General features: G+C 74.7%; 28 protein-coding genes. 10 read left to right on the forward strand and 18 right to left on the reverse strand.

The window, feature by feature from the left end; translation table 11 throughout:
- The first annotated feature begins 14 nt into the window (after positions 1 to 14).
- Positions 15 to 1,403: an ATP-binding protein gene (locus tag ACFYML_RS06050; protein WP_387419536.1), complete on the forward strand. Its 1,389-nt coding sequence runs from the start codon at positions 15 to 17 to the stop codon at positions 1,401 to 1,403.
- 248 nt (positions 1,404 to 1,651) lie between these two features.
- Here ACFYML_RS06050 and ACFYML_RS06055 read toward each other — a convergent pair whose 3' ends face one another.
- The gene (locus ACFYML_RS06055) at positions 1,652 to 2,677 is read right to left on the reverse strand and encodes an adenosine deaminase (protein WP_387419537.1); all 1,026 of its coding nucleotides are present in this window, start codon (positions 2,675 to 2,677) and stop codon (positions 1,652 to 1,654) included.
- Positions 2,674 to 3,504 carry a trans-aconitate 2-methyltransferase gene (locus ACFYML_RS06060; RefSeq protein WP_387419538.1) on the reverse strand — a complete coding sequence of 277 codons (831 nt, stop codon included), beginning with the start codon at positions 3,502 to 3,504 and terminating at the stop codon, positions 2,674 to 2,676. The genes ACFYML_RS06055 and ACFYML_RS06060 overlap by 4 nt, the downstream gene beginning before the upstream one ends.
- Positions 3,505 to 3,588: 84 nt before the next feature.
- Here ACFYML_RS06060 and ACFYML_RS06065 point away from each other — a divergent pair, with 84 nt between their 5' ends.
- Both ACFYML_RS06065 and ACFYML_RS06070 read left to right on the forward strand, forming a co-directional pair.
- A complete protein-coding gene (locus tag ACFYML_RS06065) occupies positions 3,589 to 4,572 on the forward strand; it encodes an aldo/keto reductase (RefSeq protein WP_387419539.1) in 984 nt (327 codons plus the stop codon).
- 91 nt (positions 4,573 to 4,663) lie between these two features.
- Positions 4,664 to 4,861: a hypothetical protein gene (locus tag ACFYML_RS06070; protein WP_357446116.1), complete on the forward strand. Its 198-nt coding sequence runs from the start codon at positions 4,664 to 4,666 to the stop codon at positions 4,859 to 4,861.
- 92 nt (positions 4,862 to 4,953) lie between these two features.
- Here ACFYML_RS06070 and ACFYML_RS06075 read toward each other — a convergent pair whose 3' ends face one another.
- From ACFYML_RS06075 to ACFYML_RS06105, 7 genes are all read right to left on the reverse strand, one after another.
- Positions 4,954 to 5,157, reverse strand: coding sequence for a cold-shock protein (locus ACFYML_RS06075; protein ID WP_011905669.1), 204 nt, complete (start codon positions 5,155 to 5,157; stop codon positions 4,954 to 4,956).
- A gap of 290 nt (positions 5,158 to 5,447) precedes the next feature.
- Positions 5,448 to 5,720, reverse strand: coding sequence for a DUF4235 domain-containing protein (locus ACFYML_RS06080; protein ID WP_387419540.1), 273 nt, complete (start codon positions 5,718 to 5,720; stop codon positions 5,448 to 5,450).
- On the reverse strand, positions 5,717 to 6,079 hold the full coding sequence (locus ACFYML_RS06085; RefSeq protein WP_073839489.1) for a DUF3618 domain-containing protein: 363 nt from the start codon (positions 6,077 to 6,079) through the stop codon (positions 5,717 to 5,719). Before ACFYML_RS06085 ends, ACFYML_RS06080 begins: the two co-directional genes overlap by 4 nt.
- Positions 6,076 to 6,510, reverse strand: coding sequence for a phage holin family protein (locus ACFYML_RS06090; RefSeq protein WP_387419541.1), 435 nt, complete (start codon positions 6,508 to 6,510; stop codon positions 6,076 to 6,078). The genes ACFYML_RS06085 and ACFYML_RS06090 overlap by 4 nt, the downstream gene beginning before the upstream one ends.
- 298 nt (positions 6,511 to 6,808) lie before the next feature.
- The gene (locus tag ACFYML_RS06095; protein WP_387419542.1) at positions 6,809 to 8,002 is read right to left on the reverse strand and encodes a mechanosensitive ion channel family protein; all 1,194 of its coding nucleotides are present in this window, start codon (positions 8,000 to 8,002) and stop codon (positions 6,809 to 6,811) included.
- 75 nt (positions 8,003 to 8,077) lie between these two features.
- Positions 8,078 to 8,899, reverse strand: coding sequence for a DUF1206 domain-containing protein (locus tag ACFYML_RS06100; protein WP_387419543.1), 822 nt, complete (start codon positions 8,897 to 8,899; stop codon positions 8,078 to 8,080).
- A gap of 63 nt (positions 8,900 to 8,962) precedes the next feature.
- The gene (locus ACFYML_RS06105; protein ID WP_387419544.1) at positions 8,963 to 9,328 is read right to left on the reverse strand and encodes a hypothetical protein; all 366 of its coding nucleotides are present in this window, start codon (positions 9,326 to 9,328) and stop codon (positions 8,963 to 8,965) included.
- Between the two features lie 75 nt (positions 9,329 to 9,403).
- Here ACFYML_RS06105 and ACFYML_RS06110 point away from each other — a divergent pair, with 75 nt between their 5' ends.
- Entirely contained in the window at positions 9,404 to 10,630 is a 1,227-nt protein-coding gene (locus tag ACFYML_RS06110; RefSeq protein ID WP_387419545.1) for a cysteine desulfurase-like protein, read from the forward strand.
- Entirely contained in the window at positions 10,627 to 10,914 is a 288-nt protein-coding gene (locus tag ACFYML_RS06115) for a GNAT family N-acetyltransferase (RefSeq protein ID WP_387277705.1), read from the forward strand. Before ACFYML_RS06110 ends, ACFYML_RS06115 begins: the two co-directional genes overlap by 4 nt.
- Positions 10,915 to 10,952: 38 nt before the next feature.
- Here ACFYML_RS06115 and ACFYML_RS06120 read toward each other — a convergent pair whose 3' ends face one another.
- Complete coding sequence (locus tag ACFYML_RS06120; protein ID WP_387277703.1) at positions 10,953 to 12,461, reverse strand: glycoside hydrolase family 3 protein; 1,509 nt, start codon at positions 12,459 to 12,461, stop codon at positions 10,953 to 10,955.
- A 131-nt stretch (positions 12,462 to 12,592) separates the two neighbouring features.
- On the opposite strand from ACFYML_RS06120, the gene ACFYML_RS06125 reads away from it, so the two are divergent.
- The 5 genes from ACFYML_RS06125 to ACFYML_RS06145 all read left to right on the forward strand — a co-directional run bounded on the left by ACFYML_RS06125 (position 12,593) and on the right by ACFYML_RS06145 (position 15,859).
- Positions 12,593 to 12,715 (forward strand): hypothetical protein, encoded by a 123-nt coding sequence (locus tag ACFYML_RS06125; protein WP_387277701.1) that lies wholly within the window; start codon positions 12,593 to 12,595, stop codon positions 12,713 to 12,715.
- Positions 12,716 to 12,806: 91 nt separating this feature from the next.
- Positions 12,807 to 13,757 (forward strand): TIGR03557 family F420-dependent LLM class oxidoreductase, encoded by a 951-nt coding sequence (locus ACFYML_RS06130; protein WP_387419546.1) that lies wholly within the window; start codon positions 12,807 to 12,809, stop codon positions 13,755 to 13,757.
- A 118-nt stretch (positions 13,758 to 13,875) separates the two neighbouring features.
- Positions 13,876 to 14,067, forward strand: a complete 192-nt coding sequence (locus tag ACFYML_RS06135; protein WP_387419547.1) for a hypothetical protein — start codon at positions 13,876 to 13,878, stop codon at positions 14,065 to 14,067.
- 75 nt (positions 14,068 to 14,142) lie between these two features.
- A complete protein-coding gene (locus ACFYML_RS06140) occupies positions 14,143 to 14,646 on the forward strand; it encodes a hypothetical protein (protein WP_387419548.1) in 504 nt (167 codons plus the stop codon).
- A 169-nt stretch (positions 14,647 to 14,815) separates the two neighbouring features.
- Positions 14,816 to 15,859: a helix-turn-helix domain-containing protein gene (locus ACFYML_RS06145; RefSeq protein ID WP_387419549.1), complete on the forward strand. Its 1,044-nt coding sequence runs from the start codon at positions 14,816 to 14,818 to the stop codon at positions 15,857 to 15,859.
- A gap of 206 nt (positions 15,860 to 16,065) precedes the next feature.
- Here the strand turns inward: ACFYML_RS06145 and ACFYML_RS06150 are convergent, their stop codons facing one another.
- Genes ACFYML_RS06150 through ACFYML_RS06185 form a run of 8 tightly spaced genes read right to left on the reverse strand, consistent with a single transcriptional unit; the run spans position 16,066 to position 24,814 of the window.
- Positions 16,066 to 17,052, reverse strand: coding sequence for a DNA topoisomerase IB (locus ACFYML_RS06150; RefSeq protein WP_387419550.1), 987 nt, complete (start codon positions 17,050 to 17,052; stop codon positions 16,066 to 16,068).
- On the reverse strand, positions 17,036 to 18,007 hold the full coding sequence (locus ACFYML_RS06155; RefSeq protein WP_387419551.1) for a glycosyltransferase family 9 protein: 972 nt from the start codon (positions 18,005 to 18,007) through the stop codon (positions 17,036 to 17,038). The genes ACFYML_RS06150 and ACFYML_RS06155 overlap by 17 nt, the downstream gene beginning before the upstream one ends.
- Positions 18,004 to 18,711, reverse strand: a complete 708-nt coding sequence (locus ACFYML_RS06160; RefSeq protein WP_387419552.1) for an SDR family oxidoreductase — start codon at positions 18,709 to 18,711, stop codon at positions 18,004 to 18,006. The genes ACFYML_RS06155 and ACFYML_RS06160 overlap by 4 nt, the downstream gene beginning before the upstream one ends.
- Positions 18,708 to 20,213 (reverse strand): PfkB family carbohydrate kinase, encoded by a 1,506-nt coding sequence (locus ACFYML_RS06165; RefSeq protein ID WP_387419553.1) that lies wholly within the window; start codon positions 20,211 to 20,213, stop codon positions 18,708 to 18,710. Before ACFYML_RS06165 ends, ACFYML_RS06160 begins: the two co-directional genes overlap by 4 nt.
- Positions 20,214 to 20,224: 11 nt before the next feature.
- Positions 20,225 to 20,911 carry an SIS domain-containing protein gene (locus ACFYML_RS06170; RefSeq protein ID WP_387419554.1) on the reverse strand — a complete coding sequence of 229 codons (687 nt, stop codon included), beginning with the start codon at positions 20,909 to 20,911 and terminating at the stop codon, positions 20,225 to 20,227.
- A complete protein-coding gene (locus ACFYML_RS06175; protein ID WP_387419555.1) occupies positions 20,911 to 22,128 on the reverse strand; it encodes a glycosyltransferase in 1,218 nt (405 codons plus the stop codon). Before ACFYML_RS06175 ends, ACFYML_RS06170 begins: the two co-directional genes overlap by 1 nt.
- Positions 22,113 to 23,087: a glycosyltransferase gene (locus ACFYML_RS06180; RefSeq protein WP_387419556.1), complete on the reverse strand. Its 975-nt coding sequence runs from the start codon at positions 23,085 to 23,087 to the stop codon at positions 22,113 to 22,115. Before ACFYML_RS06180 ends, ACFYML_RS06175 begins: the two co-directional genes overlap by 16 nt.
- Entirely contained in the window at positions 23,084 to 24,814 is a 1,731-nt protein-coding gene (locus ACFYML_RS06185) for an HAD-IIIA family hydrolase (protein ID WP_387419557.1), read from the reverse strand. Before ACFYML_RS06185 ends, ACFYML_RS06180 begins: the two co-directional genes overlap by 4 nt.
- Between the last annotated feature and the right edge of the window lie 74 nt (positions 24,815 to 24,888).

Below are 24,888 nucleotides of genomic sequence, written 5' to 3' on the forward strand. Positions count from 1 at the left end.
GGCTCACGGCCGGCATGTGCAGCCTCGTCGCGCTCGCCTTCCTCGTTCCGCTCGGGATCACCCTCGGCGACCAGGCGCGCGACGACAAGCTGGCCGACGCGGCCCGGCGCAGCGCCCTGGTCACGGGCGCGCTCGCGGCCAGCACCGACCCGGAGGTGGTCCGGCGGGCGGTGGCGGCGGCCGGCGACGAGCGCGCGCCACGGCCGGTCGTACACGGGATCGGCGCGGACGAGTCCGGCGGTCGGGCCGACGCCACGGCGCTGGACCGGGCCGGCACCGGACGCCGCTCGGTGGTCACCGACGTGCCCGGCGGCGTGTTGCGGCTCGACCCGGTGGTGCTCGGCGACAAGATCGCCGTGGTGGAGGTCTTCGTCCCCGAGACGGTGCTCGACGAGGGCTCCGTCGAGCGGTGGCTGCTGCTGTTCGCGGTGGCCGTGGCGCTGGTCGGGGCCGCGGTGATCGTGGTCGACCGGGTGGCCGCCCGCGCGGTGGACGCCACCGGCGAACTGGTCAAGGCGGCGCTCGCGGTCGGCGACGGTGACCTCGGGGCACGGGTCGACCCGACCGGCCCGCGGGAGCTGGCCGAGGCCGGGCACGCGTTCAACCGGATGGCGGAGCGCCTGGTCGCGCTCCGCGCCGACGAGCGCGAACTCGTCGCCGACCTGTCCCACCGGCTGCGTACCCCGCTGACCGCGCTGCGGCTGGACGCCGAGGCGCTGGAGTCCGACGACACCAGCATCGGCACGTTCAGCGCGGCGGAGCTGGACCGCCGCCGGGGCATCCGGCGGATCCGCCAGGCGATCGCCACCCTGGAGGGCGAGGTCGACCAGCTGATCAAGACGACCCGCAAGGCGGTCAGCCAGGAGACCGGCCCGGCCACCTGCGACGCCAGCGAGGTGGTCCGGGACCGGATGATCTTCTGGGCGGCGCTGGCCGGCGACCAGAACCGCCCGCACCGGGTGGTCGGCGCGCAGCTGCGCATCCCGGTCCCGGTGCCCCGGGCCGAGCTGGCCGCCGCGCTCGACGCGGTGATCGGCAACGTCTTCCGCTACACCCCACAGGGCACCGCCTTCGAGGTGGCGGTCAGCCGGCGGGACGGGTGGGTGGCGCTACGCATCGACGACGCCGGCCCGGGCATCGCCAACCCCGACCGGGCGCTGCGCCGGGGCACCAGCGACCAGGGCTCCACCGGGCTGGGGCTGGACATCGCCAAGCGGGTGGCGCTGCAGGCCAACGGGTCGGTCAGCATCGACCGGGCCCGGCTCGGCGGGGCCAGCGTGGTGATGCTGCTCGCCGACCCCGAGGCGACGCCCCGGCCGGTCAACCGGTTCGGCCTGGTGGGGCGGATGGCGCGGGACGCCCGGGAGCAGAAGACCGGCCGCCGCTGGCGGCGCCCGCGCTGAGGCGCTGGTTGTGCGCCGGCGCAAGTCTTCCTTAGGACTGGATTAACGGCGGTCGACTTGCCCTCGTGGGCTGCCAGGATCAGAAGCCGAACCCATCGGTTCCGTCGGCCGGGACGCCCCGTCACACCATCCGGCCGGTGGGGCCGTGCGCGCGGCGGGAGTCGGTCCCCCCACATCCGCTCCCGCCGCGCGCCACTCCCCGTCGCGTCGCACCGCACCCCGGCTTGACCTGACCGCGGCCGGTGCGCTCAGCGCGTCGCGGTCGCCAGGTACGCGTCGATCTCGCCACTGATCCGGGCCTGCTCCGTGGGCTCCAGGAACGCGGCGGTGACCGCGTTACGGGCCAGCGCGGCGAGCCCGTCCGGGCCGAGGTGCAGCAGCCGGGCGGCGACCGCGTACTCGTCGTTGAGGGTGGTGCCGAACATGGGCGGGTCGTCGGAGTTGACGGTGACCAGCACCCCGGCCTCGACGAACTGCGGCAGCGGGTGCTCCTCGATGCTCGCCACCGCCCGGGTGCGGACGTTGGAGGTGGGGCACACCTCCAACGGGATCTGCCGCTCGGCGAGGTAGGTGAGCAGCTCCGGGTCGAGCGCGGCGGAGACGCCGTGGCCGATCCGCTCCGCGCCCAGCTCCCGCAGCGCGTCCCAGACGGTCTCCGGGCCGGTGGTTTCGCCGGCGTGCGGCACCGAGCGCAGCCCGGCCGCCCGGGCCTGGTCGAAGTACGGCTTGAACTGCGGCCGCGGCACCCCGATCTCGGGCCCGCCCAGGCCGAAGCTGATCAACCCGTCCGGCCGCTGCTCCAGCGCGATCCGCAGGGTCTCCTCGGCGGCCGGCAGCCCCGCCTCGCCGGGTATGTCGAAGCACCAGCGCAGCGCGATGCCGAAGTCCGCCTCGGCCCGCTTGCGGGCGTCCTCGATCGCCTCGCAGAACGCCGGCGCCGGGATCCCCCGCCGCACGTGCGAGTACGGCGTGACGGTCAGCTCGGCGTACCGGACCTGCTGCCGGGCCAGTTCGCGGGCCACCTCGTGGGTCAGGATCCAGACGTCCTCGGGGTCGCGGATCAGGTCCACGACGCTGAGGTAGACCTCGATGAAGTGGGCGAAGTCGCGAAAGGCGAAGTAGTCGGCGAGCCGCTCCGGGTCGGCCGGGACCGGGCTGCGCCCCTCGTGCCGGGCGGCCAGCTCGGCGACGATCCGGGGCGAGGCGGAGCCGACGTGGTGCACGTGCAGCTCCACCTTGGGCAGTCCGGCGATGAACGTGGGCAGGTCGGTCACAGATTCTCCTCGCCGCGGGCGCCGGTACGGGCGACCACGAAGATCCGGCGGAACGGGAAGTACACCTGACCCTGCCGCACCGGGTACGCCTGCGCGAGCCGCACCCCGAGCTCGGCGCGGAAGTCGGCCCAGCCGGCGGCGTCGAGCGCGGCCCGGACCGGGCGCAGCGCCGTCCCCTCCATCCAGCTCAGCACCGGGTGGTCCGCGCCCGCGGCGGCGGGAAGCAGGTGCACGTAGGTAGTTTCCCAGGCGTCGACCGCGCAGCCCGCACCGGCCAGCAGCGCGGCGTAGTCGACCGGGTCGTCGACGGGCGCCTCGCGCAGCAGCGGGGCGAGCGTGTCCCGCCACCGGTCCCGCCCGGCCACCTCGCGCAGCGCGCGGTGCGACGAGGCGGCGAAGTTGCCGGGCACCTGGACCGCGAGCCACGCGCCGGACGGCAGCTCGGCGGCCCATCGGGCGAGCAGCTCCTGGTGGCCGGGCACCCACTGGAGCACCGCGTTACAGACGACCACGTCGACGTCCGGCTCTGGCCGCCAGGAGCGCACGTCCCTGACCGAGAAGGTGACCGCTTCGGCCAGGGTGCCGGTCGCCGCCAGGCTGCGGACCCGGGTCTGGGCGCGGGCCCGCGCGATCATCTCGGCGGAGGAGTCCAGGCCGGAGATCCGGCTGTCCGGCCAGCGGCCGGCGAGGGTCGCGGTCAAGGTGCCCGGGCCGCAGCCGAGGTCGACGACCGCGCGGGGCCGCTCCGCCGGGACCCGGGCCAGCAGGTCGTGGAACGGCCGGGACCGCTCGTCGCCATAGCGCAGGTAGGTGCTGGGATCCCACATGACGGCCTCCAAACCGTACGTACGTCTTGTTAGACCCTACGGCCCGCCGCGAGAACCGGCAAGCCGCTCACTAGGCTCTCCGGCGTGGAACAGCGCAGCTTCGACCGGCTCGGCCGGCAGGTTGGCATCGTCGGACTCGGCGCCTGGCAGCTCGGTGCCGACTGGGGTGAGGTCAGCGAGAGCACGGCGATGGCGGTCCTCGCCGCCGCCGTGGACGCTGGGGTCACCTTCCTGGACACCGCCGACGTGTACGGCGACGGCCGCAGCGAGCAGCTGATCGGCCGGTTCCTGCGCGAGCGCCCCGGGCACGGGCTGACCGTGGCCACCAAGATGGGCCGACGGGTGCCGCAGACGCCGGAGGCGTACACCCTGGACAACTTCCGGACCTGGACCGACCGGTCCCGGGCCAACCTCGGGGTGGACACCCTCGACCTGGTACAGCTGCACTGCCCGCCCACCGCGGTCTTCGCCGACGACCAGGTCTTCGACGCGCTGGACACCCTGGTCGCCGAGCAGCGCGTCGCCGGGTACGGGGTCAGCGTCGAGACCTGCGAGCAGGCGCTCACCGCCATCGCCCGCCCCGGGGTGGCCAGCGTGCAGATCATCCTCAACGCGGTCCGGCACAAGCCCCTGGACCGGGTGCTGCCCGCCGCCGCGGCGGCCGGGGTCGGCATCATCGCCCGGGTGCCGCTGGCCAGCGGCCTGCTCTCCGGGCGGTACGACGAGCACACCACCTTCCCCGCGAACGACCACCGCACCTTCAACCGGCACGGCGAGTCGTTCGACGTCGGCGAGACCTTCTCCGGGGTGGACTACGACCTCGGCCTGGCCGCCGTACGCCGGCTCGCGCCGCTGGTCGGCGCGGACCGGACGATGGCCCAGTTCGCGCTGCGCTGGATCCTCGACCAGCCCGGCGTCACCGTGGTCATCCCCGGCGCGCGCAACGCCGAGCAGGCCCGGCGCAACGCCGCCGCGGCCGACCTGCCGCCGCTGACCGAGGGGGAGCTGGCCGCCGTCCGCGAGACCTACGACGAGCTGATCCGGCCGCAGGTGCACGGGCGGTGGTGACCCGGCCCGTGGGCGGCCTCGGCGCGGCGTCGCCGCGGACCGCCGCCGGCGGGCATCCTGGAGTCGGGCAGGCGTCGTCGGAGGGGGAACGATGAAAGGCTGGTTCCGGCTCACCCTGGGGCTGCTGGCCGTCGTGCTGGGTGCGGTCTGGACGCTGCAGGGACTGGGCTACGTGGACGGCAGCATGATGACCGGCGAACGGATCTGGGTGGTCATCGGCCCGATCGTCGTCCTGATCGGACTCGTCGTGCTCTGGTACGGGTTGCGGGCCCGGCGCCGGCGTACCTGAATCCGAGGAACGCGTCCAGATGCGGAAAGCCCCGCGTCCCGGAAGCGGGAAGCGGGGCTTCGTGCCGGCCGGCGCGGCCGGCAATTCGTCGCTCAGAGGGGGCGGACCTGCTCGGCCTGCGGACCCTTCTGACCCTGGGCGATCTCGAACTCCACCCGCTGGTTCTCCTCCAGCGTGCGGTAGCCGCTGGTCTGGATGGCCGAGAAGTGGACGAACACGTCAGCACCCCCGCCGTCGACGGTGATGAAGCCGAAGCCCTTGTCAGCGTTGAACCACTTCACGGTTCCCTGCGCCATGTGTATCTCCTTCTAAAACTGGCGGCCGAGCACGCCGTGCGGCCGGTTGGCCGTTTTCGAGCAGCGGCGCCTGAGGCGGCCCCCGGTGAAGGAGACTTCTCTCAACCCACGCGTCTCTCAACAGCGTGAGACAGCAAACCACGTACGCAAAAACTCTGCACAGCCTACCCGACGAAATTCTCCGACATGTGACCTGACGGTTGTCAAAGGTCCACTGGCCGGGCTGTGCGAGCCGTGCGAAAGGCCCCCTTCCCGCGCTGGCGAAAAGAGGGCCTGCCGTGCGTAACTGATCAGTCGGGCCAGTGGCCGGTGAGCCGGCGTACGCCGACCGCCCCGCCCCGGGCCACCGCCGAGTGGACGACCGCGAAGATGGCCCCCTGCAACGCCGCGGCGGCCAGGATCTCGCCCCAGCCCCGCTCCTCGTCGGTGGCGCTCGGCGCGTCGCCCTCGCCCGCCGCGATCCGCCAGACCTGCCGGAAGATGGCCCCGGCGACCGTACCGGCGGCCACCCCGAGCAGCACCCCGACGGGCTTGTACGCCACCTTGCCGATCCTGTTGCTCACCTACGCCTCCCGCGCACGATCAGCAGCACCACCACGGTCGCCACCGCGCCGGCCGCGACGGCCGCCCAGGGCGCGACCGCCCTGCCCTTCCCGGACGCCCGGGCCCGGGCGATCCGGGCCTTCCCGGCCGCCTGCTCCCGGGCGAACCGGGACTTCGCCGTCGCCTGCCCGCGCACCCGAGCCACGGCCTGGGCGGCCTGCTCGCGCACGCGTCCCTTCGCCTGCTCGGCAGACTCCCGCAGCCGGGCCTTCACGTCGGCCCGGGCGGCCAGCAGCTCCATCGTCTCACCGAGTTCCACCCGCGTGCGGCGGATCTCCTCACGGAGCGCCTCCACATCGCCGCGTCCGTTGCCGGTCATCCCCGTCTCCCGTCCTTCACCGCGGCGGCGACGGTGTCGACGTCCGCCCGGACACTGCGGACCGTCGCCTCCGGCACCGGTGGGACGGCACGGCTGACCTGCGTCTTGCCCACCAGGGCGAGAGTCCCGGCGAGCAGGAAGAGCGCCACGGCCACGATCAGGGCGGCCAGCCACGCGGGCAGGACCAGCGCGAGCGCCAGGATCACCGTGGCGACCAGCGCCCCGGCGCCGTAGAGGGCCATCACCCCGCCGCCGCCGAACAGGCCGATCCCGATGCCGGCGTGCTTGCCCTTGCGGGTGAGTTCCACCCGGGCCAGCGCCAGTTCGTCCCGGACCAGGCGGGAGACCTGCTCGGTGGCCCGCTGGATGAGCTCCGCGGTGGACGGCTCGCTCCCGTTCCGGGACGTGCTGCGACTCGCGACGTCAGCCATGCTGTCCTCCTTTCATCATCCCCGCGCTGTATGCCCGAAGTCGCCGGCCGTCAATCCTGCGCGGAGAACGGCCGGTCGGCCCGGCCGCGCACCACCGGACGTCGGGCCGCCGGGATGGCGAGCCCGAGCCGGGGCGTGCGCCGCGGGTCCCCCGAAACGCGCCGGACAAACGCAGCGGGCGGAATGTCTTGCGCGGAGGCGACGCCCCGGTGGCTGCCCCGGGCACCGAGGTCGCCGCCCGCGGACGCGAGGGAGCCCCCGGCACCGGGGGCGGCCGGGGGCTCCAGGAGCGGTCCGGTCAGCGGTGGGCGTCGACGGGCTCCTCCGGGCCGACGAAGACCTCGCTGCGGGCCTCGCCGTCATCGCTTCCGCCGAAGACCCGCGCGTCGTCGGGCACGTCTTCGGGCAGCCGGGGGGCCGGTCGCCGGGACCGCACCGCCTGCCACGGCAGCGCGCCGGAGGCGTCGCCCACCTCGGTACGCAGCCGGGGCAGCGCGGCCGGGCGCTGGTCGCGTACCCAGGCCACCAGGTGCTCGCGGACCAGGCAGCGCAGGTCCCACAGGCTGCCGGCGTCGGCGGCGCTGACCAGGGCCCGCACCTTGACCAGGCCGCCGGTGGCATCGGTCACCTGGAGTACGCAGACCCGGCCGTCCCACAGCTCGGTGCTCTCGCAGAGCCGGCGCAGCTCCTCCCGCATCGCCTGGACCGGGATCGCCCAGTCCACGTCGAACTCGGCGGTGCCGAGCACGGCCGCCTCGGTACGGGTCCAGTTCTGGAACGGGGTGCGGGTGAAATAGGAGGTGGGCAGGATCAACCGCCGGTCGTCCCAGATCTGCACCACCACGTAGCTGAGGGTCAGCTCCTCGATCCGGCCCCACTCCCCCTCGACCACCACCACGTCGTCGAGGCGTACCGCGTCGCTGAAGGCGAGCTGGAGGCCGGCGAAGACGTTGCCCAGCAGGCTCTGGGCGGCCAGCGCGGCGACCGCGGCCGCCACACCCGCGGAGGTCAGCACGCCGGCACCGATGCCCCGGACCGCGGGGAAGGTCATCAGCATGACGCCCACGGTCAGGATGACGATCACCGCGATGGTGAGCCGGCGGAGCATCACCACCTGGGTCCGCACCCGGCGGGCGTGCCGGTTGTTCGGCACGTCCACCCGGAACCGGGCCAGCGCGGTGTCCTCGATCACCACCAGCAGCGAGGCGACCAGCCAGGCCGCGGCGACGATCACGGCCAGCACCAGGACGTGCAGGACGACCTGACGCCACGGGCTGCCGACCGCGTACAGGGTGCCGAAGCGGACGCCGAGCTGCCCGGCGAACACGGTCGCGGCCACCTGGAACGGGCGGTGCGAGTGCTCGGTGAGCTCGGTCATCAGCACCGAGCGCCGGCCCAGCCGGCGGGCCACCCGGTGCACCACCTCGACCAGCAGCAGAGCGGCCGCCGCCGCGGCGAGCGCGGCGACGGCCGTTCCGACGTAGCTCTGCACGGATCTCTCTCCCTCCAGCCGGGCACGCTCGGGCAAAGGGCCCATAATGCCCGACGGCCCCGGTATCGACCAGGATCAGACCCGCCGGTATCGGGACTGGAGGAAGCAGTAGACGCCGAAGGCGGCGATGCCGAGCGCCGCGAGGGTGAGCAGCACCGGCCCGTACGACTGGTCCCGCAGGATACGCAGGGCGGCGTCGAGGCCGCGGGCCTTCGCCGGGTCGTACTTCACCGCGGCCACCACGATCAGCAGGCCGGCGATGGCGAAGACCGCGCCCCGGGCGGCGTACCCGGCCATGCCGAGGCGGCGGGCCAGGGTGTGCGCCCTCGGGGTCAGCTGCCCGATCTTGAGATTGCGCTCGAACTTCTTCTTCAGCCCGTACCCGATCATGCCGACGCCGACGGCGGCGAGCACCAGGCCGGCCAGGCCGACCAGCCACCGGCCGCCGGTGCCGGCCATCAGCCTCGCGGTGAGCGCCTGCTGCTGGTCGGCGGCGTTGGCGCTGGCGTCCTGGAAAACCTTGACGGCGGTCCAGGCCAGCCAGCCGAAGACGACGGTACGCACCACGGACGCGATCCGCTCGAACAACCGGTCCCGGCCGCGCAGGCCCCGGTGGCCGATGGCCGCCTCGAACGCCTGCCAGATCGCCATGGCGAACATGCCGATCGCGATCGCCACCAGCAGGAACTTGCCGAGCGGCTGAGCACCCAGGGTGCGCAGCGCGCCGTTCTGGTTGCCCTCCTCACCGGAATGACCGAAGGCGATCTGGAGCGCGAGCCAGGCGAAGAGGAGGTGCAGGATCCCGTAGCCGACGAAGCCGGCCCGGGTCAACAGTTCGAGCCACCGGCTGTTGGCGGCCCGGACGGCGGTGGCGCCGGCGTTCCGGGTGAGTGACATGGCGGCACAATCTCCCGCCGCCATGATCTCCAAACGTCGGCCACCACCGCCCGTGGCCGCGGGTCAGCCGTTGGGGTTACGGGCCACCCGGATGGCCACCTGGTCGGCGGTGACGCTGTCCAGGGTCACCTGGAAGCCGCCGGCCTCGGTGGCCTGCTGGCCGGTGGTGAGCGAGAGCTGCTCCCCGGCCACCTCCACGGTCACCTGGTCACCCTGGACGCCGACCAGCTTGGCCTCGACGCCGAAGAGACTGGCGCTGGCCTCGACGCCCCGGTCGAAGGTGACCGTGCAGGCGTCCAGCCCACAGTCGGTGTCGGCGCCCTCGGAGCTGCAACCGGCCAGCAGCGCGACGCCGAGCGCGAGGCCGGCCAGCAGGCCGCCGGCGCGGCGGACGGGGGTCAGTGCGGGGGAAACGTGTCGGTTCGTCACCGTGCCAAGGGTACGAGACGATCGCCACGCCGCCACCGGCGTGTGATCGTTTCCGGCGGGCGTTAGGGTCCCGCCATGCCGTTCGACATCGCCCGCACCCGGGCCGCCTACCCCGCGCTGACCGAGGGCTTCGCCCACTTCGACGGTGCCGGCGGCACCCAGACCGCCCAGCCGGTGATCGCCGCGGTCGCCACCGCGATGCGGGCCGCGACGGGCAACCGGAGCAGCGCCTTCACGCCCGGCCGGCGGTCGCTGGAGCTGGTCGCCGCCGCCCGCTCGGCGGTGGCGGACCTGCTCGGCGCCCAGCCTGAGGGGGTGGTGCTCGGGCCGAGCGCCACGGCGCTGACGTACACCCTGGCGCGGACGCTCGGCGCGGGCTGGCGCCCGGGCGACGAGGTGGTCGTCTCCCGGCTGGACCACGACGCCAACGTCCGGCCGTGGGTGCAGGCGGCCGAGGCCGCCGGGGCAACCGTGCGCTGGGCCGAGTTCGACCCGGCGACCGGCGAGCTGCCCGCCGGCCAGTACGCCGACCTGGTCGGCGAGCGCACCCGACTGGTCGCGGTGACCGCCGGCAGCAACGCCATCGGCACGGTGCCCGACGTCGCGGCGATCGCCAAGACCGCGCACGCGGCCGGCGCGCTGGTCTGCGTGGACGGAGTCCACGCGGTGCCGCACGGCCCCACCGACCTGACCTCGCTCGGCGCGGACTTCCTGGTCACCAGCGCCTACAAGTGGTCGGGGCCGCACCTGGCGGCGATGGTCGCCGACCCGGACCGCTGGGCGACGCTGCGGCCGGCGAAGCTGCTGCCCTCCTCCGACGCGGTCCCGGATCGGTTCGAGTACGGCACGCCGAGCTTCCCGCTGCTGGCCGGGGTGGCCGCCGCGGTGGACCACCTGGCCACCCTGGACCCCACGGCGACCGGCAGCCGCCGGGACCGGGTCCGGGCCGGGCTGGCCGCCGCCCAGGCCCACGAGGAGACGGTCTTCGAGCGGCTGCTCGCCGGCCTGGCCGAGCGGCCGGCGGTCACCGTGTACGGCTCCCCGGCCCGGCGCTGCCCCACGGTGTCGTTCCGGCTGGCCGGGCTGGGCCCGGCGGAGACGGCGGCGGCGCTGGGCGCGGCCGGCGTCTGCCTCTCCTCCGGCGACTACTACGCCTACGAGTACTTCCGCACCATGGGGTTGCGGGACAGTGGCGGCGCGGTCCGGGCCAGCGTCTACCACTACAACACGGCCGAGGAGGTGGACCGGTTGCTGGCCGAACTGGACCGGCTGGCCGACGCCGGGGAGACAATGGCCGGGTGAGCTATCTGGTCGAGGACGACCCCGCCAAGCGTCGGTTCGAGATCCTGGTCGACGACGCGCTGGCCGGGTTCACCGCGTACCTGCCGCGCAACGGCGTGCTGGTCCTGACGCACACCGAGGTGGACGAGCGCTACCGGGGCATGGGCGTGGGCGCGGCGCTGGTCCGGGGCACCCTGGACCAGCTCCGCGAGCGCGGCGACCGCATCGTGCCGCAGTGCGCCTTCGTCGCCAGGTTCATCGAGCGCCATGCCGAGTACGCCGACCTGGTGGTCGCCGCGCCGTAGGCCCCGGCCGGGTGGCGGCCGGCCCGGCCACGCCCGGATCAGCGGGTGCCGGCGAGGAGTTCGGCGGCGGCGTACCCGGCCGCCCGGGTGGCGCCGTGGGTGGCCACGTGCACCGCGCCGGTGACCAGCTCGGGGACGCCCAGCTCGACCACCACCGCGTCGGGGCGGGCCGCCAGCGCGCGGTCCACCGCCGCCCGCATCCAGTCGTGCCGGTGCAGGTCCCGCACCACCAGCACCAGGGGGCGGCCGACCGCCCCGCCGGCCGGGTCGGCCGGGGTGTCGCCCTCGGCGTACCGGACGGTGGTGGTGCCGGCGACGAGCGCGGTCAGCGGTGCGGCGATCCCCCACGGGGTCTCCGCGCCGATGGCGATGTTGCGGGGCGGGGCGAACTCCACCACGTGCGCCGGGCCGGCCAGCGGTAGCACCCCGGCCCCGGCCGCCCCGGTGACCACGCGCACCGCCCGGCGCGCGGCGGCCAGCCCGATCGCCGAGCCGTTGCCGGCGTGGGCCACCGGCGGCCGGTCGGCGCGGGCGGCGACCGTCCAGGCGGCGAGCTGGCCGACCCGCTTCGCCGCCTCGGCCAGGCGCTCCTCGGGCAACTGGCCGGCCACCACGGCGGCGACGATGGCGTCGCGCAGCTCCGCCGCGTCCGCCTCGGCGGCCCGCTCCCCACCCACGCAGATGGCGTCCGCCCCGGCGGCGAGGGCGCGCACGGCCGCCCCGGCGAAGCCGTAGCGGTCGGCGACCGCCCGCATCTCCACCGCGTCGGTCACCACCACCCCCTGGAAGCCCAGCTCATCGCGGAGCAGCCCGCCGAGGATCCGGGGGCTCAGGGTGGCCGGCAGCTCCGGGTCCAGCGCCGGCACCAGCAGGTGCCCGGTCATCACCGCCTGCGCCCCGGCGGCCACCGCCGCCCGGAACGGGGCCAGCTCGACCGCGTCCAGCCGGGCCCGGTCGCCGTCGATGCGGGGCAGGTCGTGGTGCGAGTCGACGTGGGTGTCGCCGTGACCGGGGAAGTGCTTGGCGCAGGCGGCCACCCCGCCGGCCTGGAGTCCGCGTACCCAGGCGGCGGTGTGCCGGGCCACCAGGGCCGGGTGGGCGCCGAACGAGCGGACCCCGATGACCGGGTTGGCCGGGTTGGAGTTGACGTCGGCGTCCGGGGCGTAGTTGAGGCCGACTCCCAGGGCGGCCAGCTCGGCGCCCAGGTCGCGGGCGACCTCCTCGGTCAGCTTCGGGTCGTCGACCGCGCCGAGGGCGAAGTTGCCGGGTCGCGAGCTGCCCCGGGCGGACTCGATCCGGGTGACGTCCCCCGCCTCCTCGTCGATCGCGACGATCACGTCGGGCCGCTCGGCACGCAGCGCCGCGGTCAGGCGGGCGAGCTGATCGTGGTCGACGACATTGCGGGCGAAGAGGACCACCGAGCCGAGCCCTGCGCCGAGCCACCGGCGGATCCAGGCCGGCGGGGTGGTGCCGACGAATCCGGGTTGCAGGACGGCCGCGGCGAGACCCGCCAGGTCTCCGGTCGCTCCCTCGATCCGCGCGCTCACACGTACCCCCGTCTCCCCCACGACCCGCCGCCTCCGGCGGTGGTGTCATGGTCACATCGCCTCCCGAAATAGTCAACAATCCTTACTGTTAGCGCCTGGCGCACCCCGGCACGCCATGGGAGAGTGCGACCATGCACCCCGCGCTGCTCGCCGACGCCACCACCGCCGCGGACATTCCCGGCGTACGCCTGCTCGGCCTGATGGTGGGCGGCGTGCTCCTGCTGCTCGCCATCCGCGCGATGTTCCGCCGCTGATCGCCGGAGCCCGCGGCGTTCGCGCGCCAGCTTCCCGGGTACGGCTCTCGTCGTCCGTACGGTGCGCCCGGCACCCGGCGAGGGAGATGTGATGAAGATCGGCTACTTCCTGTCCAGCGAGGAGTACGGCCCGGCGGAACTGCTCGCCCAGGCACGCGCCGCCGAGCAGGCCGGCTTCGCGGCGCTGTGGATCTCCGACCACTACCACCCCTGGCTCGACGTGCAGGGCCAGAGCTCCTTCGTCTGGTCCACGATCGGCGCGCTCAGCCAGGTCTGCTCGCTGCCGGTGACCACCGCGGTCACCTGCCCGATCATGCGAATCCACCCGGCGCTGATCGCCCAGGCCGCGGCCACCAGCGCGGTGCTGCACTCAGGCCGGTTCGTGCTCGGCGTCGGCACCGGCGAGGCGCTCAACGAGCACATCCTCGGCGGCCCCTGGCCGCAGCTCGACCTCCGGTTGGCGATGCTGGAGGAGGCGGTCGAGGTGATGCGCAAGCTGTGGCGCGGCCGGTTCGTCAACCACTACGGCGAGCACTACACGGTGCAGCACGCCCGGATCTACACGTTGCCGGACACTCCCCCGCCGGTCTACCTGTCCGGCTTCGGTCCGAAGTCGATCGACCTGGCCGCCCGGATCGGCGACGGCTACATCAGCACCAAGCCCGACGCCGACCTGGTCCGCCGGTTCCGGGACGGCGGCGGCGGCGACAAGCCGTGCCAGGCCGGCTTCAAGGCGGCGTACGCCGAGAGCGAGGACGAGGGCGCTCGGCTCGCGTACGAGAAGTGGCCGAACGAGGCAATGCCCGGCGAGCTGTCCCAGGTGCTCCCCTCGCCGCGGCACTTCGAGCAGGCCGCGCAGCTGGTCAAGCCGGAGATGATGAAGCAGTCGTTCGTCTGCGGCAAGAACCCGGACGCCCACCTGGAGATGATCGACAAGTTCGCCACGGCCGGCTACGACGAGCTCTACGTGACCAACACCGGCCCGCACTGGCAGGGCCTGCTCGACCTCTACCAGCGCGACGTGCTGCCCCGGCTGCGCTGAGCCGGGCGGCATGATGACGCACCCGATCAACCCGGCGTCCGCCCCGAGTCGACGAGCAGGCGCGTCAGACACCCGGTCCGGTTTCGCCCGTGATCGACGGGGGTACCTCCGACCACTGATGAAACCGTCCACGCTCAACGAGCGGCACCGCCCCGGCGAGCAGGAGTTGCGCGAACTCGCCGCGCTGCTGCGCTCGCAGCCGCGGAGCCGGGCGGAACTGCGCGAGCTGACCGGCCTCGGGCCGGGCAAGCTCGGCCAGTATCTGTCGCTCGAGCAGGTGGGCGAGGTCTGTGGACACTGCGACAACTGACGCTGGACTAGCCTGACCCGGGCACGCCAGGCGTGCCCGTCGACACACGACCACCACGGCGAAAGGGGCTTGATCGTGATCGAGCAGCCGGCGTACACCGGGTTCGGTTTCTCCGACGACGAGTGGGGGCTGCTGGTCGGGCTGCCGCAGTCCGTCCTCACCGCGGCGAGCGCGGCGGAGTCCGACGGCGCCCGACGCACCATGGCCGAGAACGCCGCCGGGCTGGAAACCATCGCGGCCGGACGCGAATCGGCCAGCCGGCTGGTGGCCGCCGTCGCCGGCGAGGTCGTCGCCCGGGTGGGTGACCCGGAGATCGGCGCGGAGCTGCCGGTGATCGAGCCCGCCGACCCGCCGGCGATGATCGACGACGTGCTCGCCCGGGCCGCGCAGGCGTCGACGCTGCTGGCCGCCAAGGTGGACGAGGGGCAGGCCGGGGCCTACCGGCACTGGCTGGTGGAGATCGCCGAGCAGGTGGTGGGCGCCGCCGCCAGCGGCGGCCTGCTGGGCCTCGGCGGCGACGCGGTCAGCGACTCGGAGCGCCACTTCCGGGACCGGCTGGCGCAGGTGCTGAACGACTGATCGGGGGCGCGACCCCGCGCCCGGCCCGGTACACCGGCCGATGCCGACGGACCTAGCAGGTGAAGTTATCCTCGTCAATGACGGATATCAGACGCCCCACGACCGCAGACTGTGGCCTCCGTGGGGCGTCGTCATGGATGGAGGGTGACCGAAACACGGGGGTCGTGGCATGGAAATGATGCTCAACCGGATGATTCTCGACACCGAGCGGGTGCCCGCAGCCGATCGCTTCGGGCTGTGGCTGGACATGCTCGCCGACTCGCCCGCACCCCTGCGGGTACGCACCGAGCACGCCGACGACTTCGTGGCGCGGGCGGACACCATCGACCTGGGCCGGATGCGGCTGGTCCGCTACCGCTACCCGTCGCTGGACTGCGTCCGGAGCCGGAAGCTGATCCAGCGCTCCGACCCGGACTACTACGTGCTCGCGCTGACCCTCACCGGCACCGGCACGGCGGACCAGGCGGGCCAACGGAGCGAATGCCGCCCCGGCGACTTCACCTTCTACGACTGCTCCCGGCCGCACGAGGTCAGCCACCACGGCGAGCACCACGGGCTCGCGCACCCCAGCTCGATCGTGGCCTTCATCCCGTACGACGCGCTGCCGCTGCCCCACCGCCGGCTCGCCGCGCTGTTCGCCGGCCGGATGCCCGGCAACGAGGGGATCGGGGCGCTGCTCGCCGACTACCTCATCCGGATCACCGGCCACCCCGAGCAGTACCACGCGGCCGACGCCGAACGGCTGGCCGGCATCGGGCTCGACCTGGTGTCCATGATGCTCGGCCGGCACCTGGTGTCCGAGGACGCGGTGCCCACCGAGGTCCGCCGCCAGGCGCTGCTGGCCCAGGTGCGCTCCCACATCCGCCAGCACCTGGGGGACGCCACGCTGAGCCCGCAGTCGATCGCGGACGCGCACCACATCTCGGTGCGGTCGCTGCACCGGCTCTTCGAGGCCGAGGAGACCACGGTGGCGGCGTACATCCGGGACCAGCGGCTGGAGCGGTGCCGGCGCGACCTCGCCGACCCGGCCCTGCGCGACCGGCCGATCCAGCTGATCGCGGGCCGCTGGGGCTTCCGGGACAAGGCCCACTTCAGCCGCGCCTTCCGGGCCGCGCACGAGGAGACTCCCCAGGCGTACCGGGTGCGGCACCTCGAACAGGCACGCATCGTCAACAGTCCGGCGTCCGTAATCAACTCGCAGCGGACATACTGATCCCGGGCCGGCAGCCGGGAGACCGGCGCGGCCCACTGGTAACGGGGGGCCGTGGCGAGGCGCCCGCGACAGGTCGTCGCGGGCGGCCGCCCGGTGCCGGCGCCTCCGCGACCCTCGCGGACCGGCCAGTTCCCCCGCCGGCCGTCGACGGCCACGCCGGATTCCGGCCCCGTCCATCTCCCCCCAGGACCTCACGACGGGGCCGGTCAGGCCGCCTCCTCCAGCAGCGCCAGCACGGCCTTCTCCACCGCCTGCCGCGGCGTCGCCGGCTCCACCGGGACCACCACCCCGTCGTGGTAGAGGTCCACCACCCGCGGGTCCACGTAGGACGTGCGGGCCACGGTGGGCGTGTTGCCGAGCAGCTCGGCGACCGAGCGCATCACCGCGGCGACCGCCCGCTTCCGGGCCGTCGCGGAGCGCTGGGCGCCGGCCGTCGCCAGCTCGGTGGCGGCCAGCACCGTGGCGTGCCAGGTACGGAAGTCCTTTGCGGTCATCTCCCCGCCGCTGGCGTCCCGCAGGTAGTCGTTGACCTCGTCGCTGCGTACGTCCCGCCAGAGCCGGCCGTCCCAGTAGCCGAACAGCCGCTCCTCGGCCCGCCGCCGGCGCCGCAGGCTGGTCAGCACCCGGCACAGCTCGGCGTCCTCGATCCGGCGTACCTGCTCGATGCCGCCCTTCGCCGGGAACTCGAAGACCACGCAGCCGTCCCGGGACCGGGCGTGCTCGGGGCGCAGGGTGGCGACGCCGAAGGTGGGGTCGTCACCGGTGGCGTACTGGTCGCTGCCGACCCGGAAGGTGCCCATGTCCAGCAGCCGGGCGACGGTGGCGAGGACGCGTTCCCGGCGCAGCCCGCGCAGCGCCAGGTCGTGGTCCACCTGGTCGCGCAGCACCGGTAGCCGGTGCGCCACCTCGAGCACGTGGTCGAACTTGGCCTCGTCGCGCTTCTGCCGCCACTGCGGGTGGTAGAGGTACTGCTTGCGCCCGGCCGCGTCGATGCCGGTGGCCTGGATGTGCCCGTTCGGGTACGGCGAGATCCACACGTCCCGCCAGGCCGGCGGGATGACGAGATCGCGCAGCCGAGTTAGCTCGTCGGGGTCGCGAACCGGCGCGCCCTCCGGGTCGACGAACAGCCAGCCCTTGCCGCGCCGCCGGCGTCCGTACCCCGGCCGGCCCGGATCGCTACGCCGTAATCGCACCGGAGACTCGCATCGCCCGTTCCGCCTCGTCCACGGCGGCCAGCACCTCGTCCACCTGAATGACCGCCAGAGTCGGGTGGCTTTCTACCCCGACGCCGGCCCGCCAACCCCGGTCGAGCCCGGGGCGGCGCGTGACGTCGAGCACCCGGTGCCGGGGCCGGTCCGGCGGCGGCCCCCAGTGCGCCGGCGGCACCGGCCCGAAGAGCACCACCGACGCGGTGCCGTACCCGGTGGCCAGGTGGGCCACCCCGGTGTCCCCGCTGACCACCAGCCGGGCGTCGGCGACCAGGGCGGCCAGCTCGGCCAGGTCGGTCCGGCCGGCGAGCACCGCGTCCGGCGTCAGCCCGGCGTCCCGGGCGATCCGGGCGGACAGGTCCCGCTCGCCGGTCGAACCGGTGAGCATCACCCGGTGCCCCCGGTCGGCGAGGGTCCGGGCGAGCGCCGAAAACCGCCCCGCCGGCCAGCGCTTCGCCGGGATCTTGCTCCCCGGGTGCAGCACGGTGACGCCGGCCGGCATCCCGGCGGCGGGCGGGCGACGCAGCGCCAGGTCGCCCGGGTCGGTCGGCAGGCCGTACCAGTCCAGCAGCCGGCACCAGCGGCGGACCTCGTGCTCGTCGCCGTCCCACGGCGGGCCGTCACCGTGCCCCGCCTCGGCGTTCGCGAAGGCGAGCAGCCGGCCGGGCCGGGCGGCGGCGAGCATCCGGTGCGACTGCGGGCCCCGCCCGTGCAGGTTGACCGCCACCTCCGGCGGCGGGCCGGGCCAGGCCGGGTGATCCGCCAGCCCGTCGGTGGGCAGCACCCGGTCAATCCCGCCGACCAGGTCGGCCAGCGGCGCCAGCCAGGCCGGCGCGGCCAGCACCAGCTCGCGGTACGGGAAGCCGGCCCGCAGGCCGCGCAGCGCAGGGACGGCGGTGGCCAGGTCGCCGACGCCGAGCGCCCGGAGCACGAGGATCACGGGTACGAGGATTCCTGCTCGGCGCAGACCACCATCTCCCGTACGGCGCAGCCGACCGGCTGGGAGAGGGCGAACATGATCGCAGCGGCGGTGTCGGCGGGTTCGTTGAGCGCCGCGTCCGGGCCGGGCCGGTACTGCGCGTCCCGCTCGTCGAAGAACGCGGTGCGCATGCCGCCGGGGATGAGCAGGGTGACACCGACCGCGCCGGCCAGCTCGGCGGCGAGCGCCCGTGTGAAGCCGACCACCCCGAACTTCGCCGCGCAGTACGCGGTGGCGTCGCTGACCGCCTTCACACCGAGGGTGGAGGCGACCGTGACGATGTTCCCCCGGGCGGCTTCCAGATACGGCAGCGCGGCCCGGATCACCGCGGCCGTGGCGAGCAGGTCGACCGTGACGATCCGTTCCCAGGTCTCCCCCGGGATGTCGGCCAGCCGGCCCGGCATGTCCATGCCGGCGGCGGTGACCACGGCGTCCAGCCCGCCGGAACGCTCGGCCAGATCCCGGGTGGCGGCCTCGGCGGCCCGGGTGTCGGCCAGATCGCACTCGATCCACGGAACCCCGTCCGCGGGGCGCTGCCGATCCAGCACGAGGGGACGGCCGCCGGCGCGGGCCACCGCGGTGACCACCGCGGCGCCCAGCCCGCTCGCGCCGCCGGTGACCAGGACAGTGGGGCCGGCTCCGGGTGGACTGCTGCGCTCGCTCATCGTGCCCCCTCCGCCGTCGGCCGGATGACCGCCGCCCGCGCCGGGCCGCCGGTGCCGGGCGGGACGCCGCCGCCCGGCGGGAGGGCGGAGCCCCGACCGGCGCGGGCCGCCGCGATCATGTCGCTGGTGGACCGCCCGTCCAGATAGGGCACGACCACCGTGTGCCCGCCCCAGCGGGCCAGGATCTCCGCCTCGGGCAGGGTCTCCGCGCCGCCACCGCTGGCGTAGTCGCCGCCCTTGACCCAGATGTCCGGCCGCAGCCAGGAGAGCGCCGCGTGCGGCGTCGGCTCGTCGAAGATCACCACCGCGTCCACGCAGCCCAGCGCGGCGAGCAGTCGGCTGCGGTCGCCCTGCGGCACGACCGGGCGCTCGGGGCCCTTCAGGCCGGCCACGCTGGCGTCGGAGTTGAGGCAGACGACGAGGCAGTCGCCGAGCTGCCGGGCCGCCTGGAGGGTCGCCACGTGCCCGGCGTGCAGCAGGTCGAAGCAGCCGCCGGTGGCGACCACCGTGCCGCCGGCGGCCCGCACCTCGGCGACCACCGCACCGGCGGCGTCGGCGCCGATCCGGTCCCCGCCGCCGGAGACCACCACCGGTGAGGCGTCCCGGACCGGGGCGGGCAGCGCGGTGCCCACTCCCCCACCGGCCACGTACGCGGATGCCTCGGCGACGGCCGCCTGCACCGCCTCGGAGACGAGCGCGCCCCCGGCCAGGGCGAGGGCGGCCGTGGCCGCGAACCGGTCCCCCGCCCCGCAGGTGTCCCCCTCCGCGCTGGCCGGCGCGGGGACCACCAGCGGGGTCGAGCCGGCGTGGCAGAGCAGCGCGCCCTCCCCGCCCATGGTCACCGCGACCGCGCCGGCCTGCCAGCGCTGGCGCAGGGCCTGGGCGCTCCGGGACGCGGTGACCAGGCGGGACGCGCCCGGCCGCACCTTCGCCAGCTCGCGCGCCTCCGCCTCGTTCGGGGTAGCCAGGTGCACCCCGGGCACCGCCTCCGGCCCACGCGGGTGCGGGTCCCACACCACCGGCGCGCGGGTGGCGGCGAGCGCCGCCCGCAGCGCCGGATCCCGGGCGACGCCCCGGCCGTAGTCGCTGACCAGCACCACGGCGGCGTCGGCGAGCAGCCGCAGCACCACCTCGCTCGGCTCACCGGGCTCGCCGGCCGGCCCGCCGCGGTCGTGCCGCAGCAGCACCCGGCCGCGGGCCCGCAGCCGGATCTTCTCCGGGGTGGACCCGGCCAGCGGCAGCGCGTACAACTGCACGCCGGCGGCGGCGAGCAGCGTGCCGAGCCGGGCCCCGCCGGCGTCGTCGGCGACCGCGGTGACCAGCGCGACCTCGGCGCCCTCGGCGGCGGCGAAGACCGCGGCCAGGCCGGCGCCGCCGGGGCGGTCGACGTACGTGCCCTCGTCGAGCACCGGCACCGGGGAGTCCGGGCAGAGCCGGTTCACCGTGCCCTCGACGTCCCGGTCCAACAGGGTGTCGCCGAGCACCACCACGGGTCCCGTCACGTTCGACCTCCTCATCGGGCCTGCACCTCCCGGCCGGTGTCGTCACCGAGCACCACCTCGACGCCGGTACGCACCGGGCCCGACCCGGCCGCCGTCCGCGCGGCCAGCGCCGCCGGCAGGGCCCGATCGACGTACTCGCAGAGCACGTGGGTGGCGACCAGGTGCAGCTCCTGCACCACCTGGCTCTCCGGCGAGTCGATGGCGAGGACTTCGTGGCAGGTGTCGGCGAGTGGGTTGGGTGTCGGGCCGGTGAAGGCCCAGCAGCGCAGTCCGGTCTCGCGTGCGGCGTGGGCGGCGGTGAGGAGGTTGGTGCTGGTGCCGCTGGTGGTCAGGAGCAGGAGGATGTCGTCGGGTCGGCCGTGGGCGCGGACCTGGCGGGCGAAGACCTCGTCGTAGCCGTAGTCGTTGCCGATGGCGGTGAGGGCGGAGGTTTCGGCGTGCAGGGCGATGGCGGACAGGGGTTCCCGGTCGTCGCGGAGTTTGCCGACGAGTTCGGCGGTGAGGTGCTGGGCCTCCGCGGCGCTGCCCCCATTGCCCGCCACCAGCAGCCGCCCGCCGCCGGCCAGCCGGTGCGCCAACTCCCCGCCCCAGCGGGCCAGCAGCTCCTCCGACTGCCGGAACGGCAGCAACGCGGCGGCCAGGTGCGTCAGGTGGTCCTCCAGCACCGTTGCGCCGACCACGGGTCCGGGCGCCGTCATCAGGCGACCACCCGGGTGGGTCGACGCACGGTGGCCACCTGGCCGTACACCTCCGCCAGCCGCTCGGCGGTGCTCGACCAGGAGTAGCGGGTGCGGGCCCGGTCCAGGGCCGCCGTGGCGTAGGCGAACCGGCGGATCCGGTCACCGAAGAGTCGGCGGATCGCCGCACCGAGGGCCGCCGGGTCCCGGGCGGGCACCAGGTCGCCGGTCCGTCCGGGCACCACCGTGTCGGTCAGCCCGCCGACCGCGGTGCCGATCACCGGTACGCCGCAGGCCATCGCCTCCAGCGGGGTGAGTCCGAACGGCTCGTACCAGGGGGCGGCCACCAGCACGTCCGCCGACCGGTACCAGCGGCCCATCTCCTCCCGGGGCACCGCGCCGATCAGCTTGACCCGGTCGGCGACCCCGCAGGACTCGGCGAGCGCCCGCAGCCGCCGCGCGTACGGGTCGGTCTCCAGCAGCCCGGCCGGTGGTCCGCCCACCACCACGCACTCGGCGTCGGGGACCAGCGCGGTGGCCCGGATGACGTCCTGGAAGCCCTTGCGTTCCACCAGTCGCCCCACGGTGAGGATGCGCGGCCGGTCGCCGTCCCGTTCGGCGACCGGGCCGAGCGGGGCGAAGGTGCTCAGGTTCACCCCGGACGGGACGACGGTCATCCGGGACCGGGGCACCCCCAGCCGGACCAGCTCGGCGACCTCGTCCTGGCACTGGGCCACCACCCGGTCGACCGAGCGGCCCAGCTTGCGCTCGTGCTCGATCCGGCCTGGCGGGCTGGTGTCCTGCGCGCCCTGGTGGCGCCGCTTCACGGTGCCGAGCGCGTGGTACGTCTGCACCACCGGCACCCCGGTCCGCCGGCCGGCGGCGAGTGCGGCGAGACCGCTCATCCAGAAGTGCCCGTGGACCACCTCCGGCTGCCAGTCGCCGGCCCGCCACCGCTCGGCCAACCACTCCCCGAACGCGGGCATGTACGGCAGCAGGTCGTCCTTGGCGACCGGCTCGGCCGGTCCGGCGGGCACGTGCACCACCTCGTAGCCGTCCGCGGTGCGGACCGTCACGGGCAGGTCGACGGCGTCGCGCCGGGTGTAGACCCGGACGTCGTGGCCGGCGGCCGCGAGCGCGGCGGAGAGCTCCGCGACATGCGTGTTCTGGCCACCGGCGTCCTCCCCGCCGAGGACGGCGAGCGGGCTGGCGTGCTCCGAGATCATCGCGATGCGCATACTTCCTCCTCCAGCAGCCGGTCCCAGTCGGCGAGGAAACGCTCCAGGCCGTAGCGCTGCCGTGCGGCGCTGCGGGCCTCGGTGCCGGCCCGGCGGGCCGCCGCCGGGTCGTCCACGAGGCCCCGGGCCGCCTCCAGCAGCACGTCGACCCGGGTGGAGAGGGCGCCGGCGGACGGTGGCACCGCCTCCACGGCTTCGGTGGTGGCCAGCGCCACCACCGGCATACCCATGGTCATCGCCTCGATCAGGCTCAGTCCGAGGGATGTCCACCGGCACAGGTGCAGGTATGCCCGTCGTCGGGCGAGTTCGGTGTGCATGGCGTGTTGTGGCACGTCGTCGTGGCTGGTGAGCCGGTCGGGTGGTAGTGCGAGGTGGTGGGCCAGTCCGGTTACGCCCATGCCGTAGACGTCCAGCGGGGCGATCTCGGCGAAGCGGGGGAGCAGGTCGGTGCCGGTGACGCGCCAGCGGCGTACCGGTTCGTTGATGACCACGGCCAGGCGGTTCAGCTCGCCGGTCCATTCGACGGCCGGTGGGAGCACTCCGTGTTCGATGACTGTGGTGCGGGTGTTGCCGTTGTCCCAGAACAGCTCGTTGAAGTGGGTGACGTGGGCGATGGTCAGGTCGTCCCGGTCGGCCATCGGGTGGCGGGTGTTCGGCACGTCGCCCTTGGGGGTGTTGTGCTCGACGTAGATCGCCGGCACGTCGCGGCCCACCCGGCGGCCCAGCCACTCGCAGGCCAGGTCGAATTCCTCGGGGCGCTGGAGCAGCACCAGGTCCACCTCGGACCGACGCAGCTGCTGGGGAGTCACCTCGACGGCGTTGTCCGGCCACCGGTAGGTCCGCGCCCGCCCGAGGCCGTACGGACCCCGGTCCGGCGTGACCGGCACCAGATAGCGGTGCTTGCCGTGGACGAACGACGTGGTCCACGACCCGTGCACGTGCCACACCAGGATGTTCATCTGCCCACCCCGCCGGTTCGGGTGGCCACCGGGCCGGCGAGGACGGACTCCGACGCGTCGGCGGGTACGCCGAGCAGCCGCAGCGCCTCCAGCACGCGCCCCGGCTCCACGGCCGACAGGCACGGGTGCCCGGGGACCGGGCAGCGGGTGGCCCGGGTGTCCCGACACGGCGCCCCGGCGTCGCCGAGCCGGACGGTCGGCACCCGGTACGGTCCCCACTGCCCGAACGGGACGGTGGGGGCGAAGAGGCTGACCACGGGCACGCCGAGCGCGGCGGCCAGGTGCGCCGGCCCGGTGTTACCGACCACCAGGGCGCCGGCCCGGGCGATGACGGCGGCCAGTTCGTCGAGTCCGGTACGCCCGCCCAGGTCAACGCCGCCGGCGGCGGCGACCCGCGCGGTCAGGTCCCGTTCGTCCGGGCCACCGGTCACCACCACCCGGTACCCGGCGGCGCTGAGCACCCGGACGATCCGGGTGGCCAGCTCGGGCGGGCAGGCCCGGGTCTCCACGGAGGAGCCCGGGTGCAGCACGACATAGCCCGGCTCGCCGGCCCCGGCCGGGACGGGCGGCAGCCGGTCGGTACGCAGTCGTAGTCCCGGTTCGTCGTCGGTGGGGAGGGTGTATCCGGCGGCGGCGGCGAGGGAGAGGGCTCGTTCGGGTTCGGGTATGCCGGTGGGGACGTGGTGGCGGATGTCGAGCAGGGTGCCGGGGTAGTCGTCGCTGATGGCGCTGATGCGGGGTATGCCGGCGATGCGTAGGAGAAGGGCGAGGGGTAGGGGGGACTGGTGGAAGGAGGTGAAGATGATTGCTTCGTCGGCGTGGGTGGTGGTGAGGCGGGTGGTGAGGTGGTGCATGTCCTGTGGGTCGACGGGTTGGGGGTCGCCGTCGATCCAGGGCAGTGGCCATTCGATGATCTCGTCGATGCCGGGTAGCAGGTCGGCGGCTGCCCGGCCTTGTGGCCCGCAGAGCAGTACGACGCGGTCGGCGCCGGCCGCGACGGCGCGGATGCCGGGGCCGGTGACCAGCACGTCCCCGGCCGCGTCGCTGCGGGCCACCAGGACGGCGCCCCGCCGTGGCGGGGACCCGGGGGCGGCCACCAGCCGCACCCGGCGCAGGATCTCGGTCGCCGCCTCCGGCAGGTCGCGGGCGACCGTGGGCGCGGCAGCCACCTCAGCCGCCCGGGTGGCCGGGGTGGGGACCAGGATGCCGGCCGCGCCGGCCGCCGCGGCGGCGGTCATGTCGGCGCCGATGTCGCCGACCAGCACGCACCGGGTCGGCGTGGTGCCCAGCGCCCGGGCGGCGGCGTGCACCAGACCCGGCGCCGGCTTGCGGCAGGCACAGCCGTCCGGCTCGCCGTGCGGGCAGATCTGCCAGCTGTCGAAGGGGCCGAGCAGTTCCTCCACCCGGGCGTGGACGGCGTGCATCTGCCGCTCGGTGAAGTAGCCCCGGGCCAGGCCGGACTGGTTGCTGACCACGGCCAGACGCAGCCCGGCCGCGCGCAACCGGTCCAGCGCCTCCCGCGCACCGGGCACCGGGCGGACCTTCTCCGGGTCACCGTTGTAGGGCACGTCCTCGACGAGCGTGCCGTCCCGATCCAGCAGCACTGCGTCGTACAGGCCGGACGGGAACCGGTCAGCACCCGGGTCAACCCGGGCTGACCTGCACTGATCCCGCTCGTGGTCCCGTCGCACGGGCGGCGGGTTCCCGACCCCCCGAAGAGTAAACATCAACTTCGGCGGAGCCGCCTCCGCCGGTGCTGCCACGGCCGGTGCCTCCCGCACTCCGCCGGCCCGGTCCGGCG

The sequence above is a fragment of the Micromonospora sp. NPDC007230 genome (assembly GCF_042869115.1).
Classification (GTDB): Bacteria; Actinomycetota; Actinomycetes; order Mycobacteriales; family Micromonosporaceae; genus Micromonospora.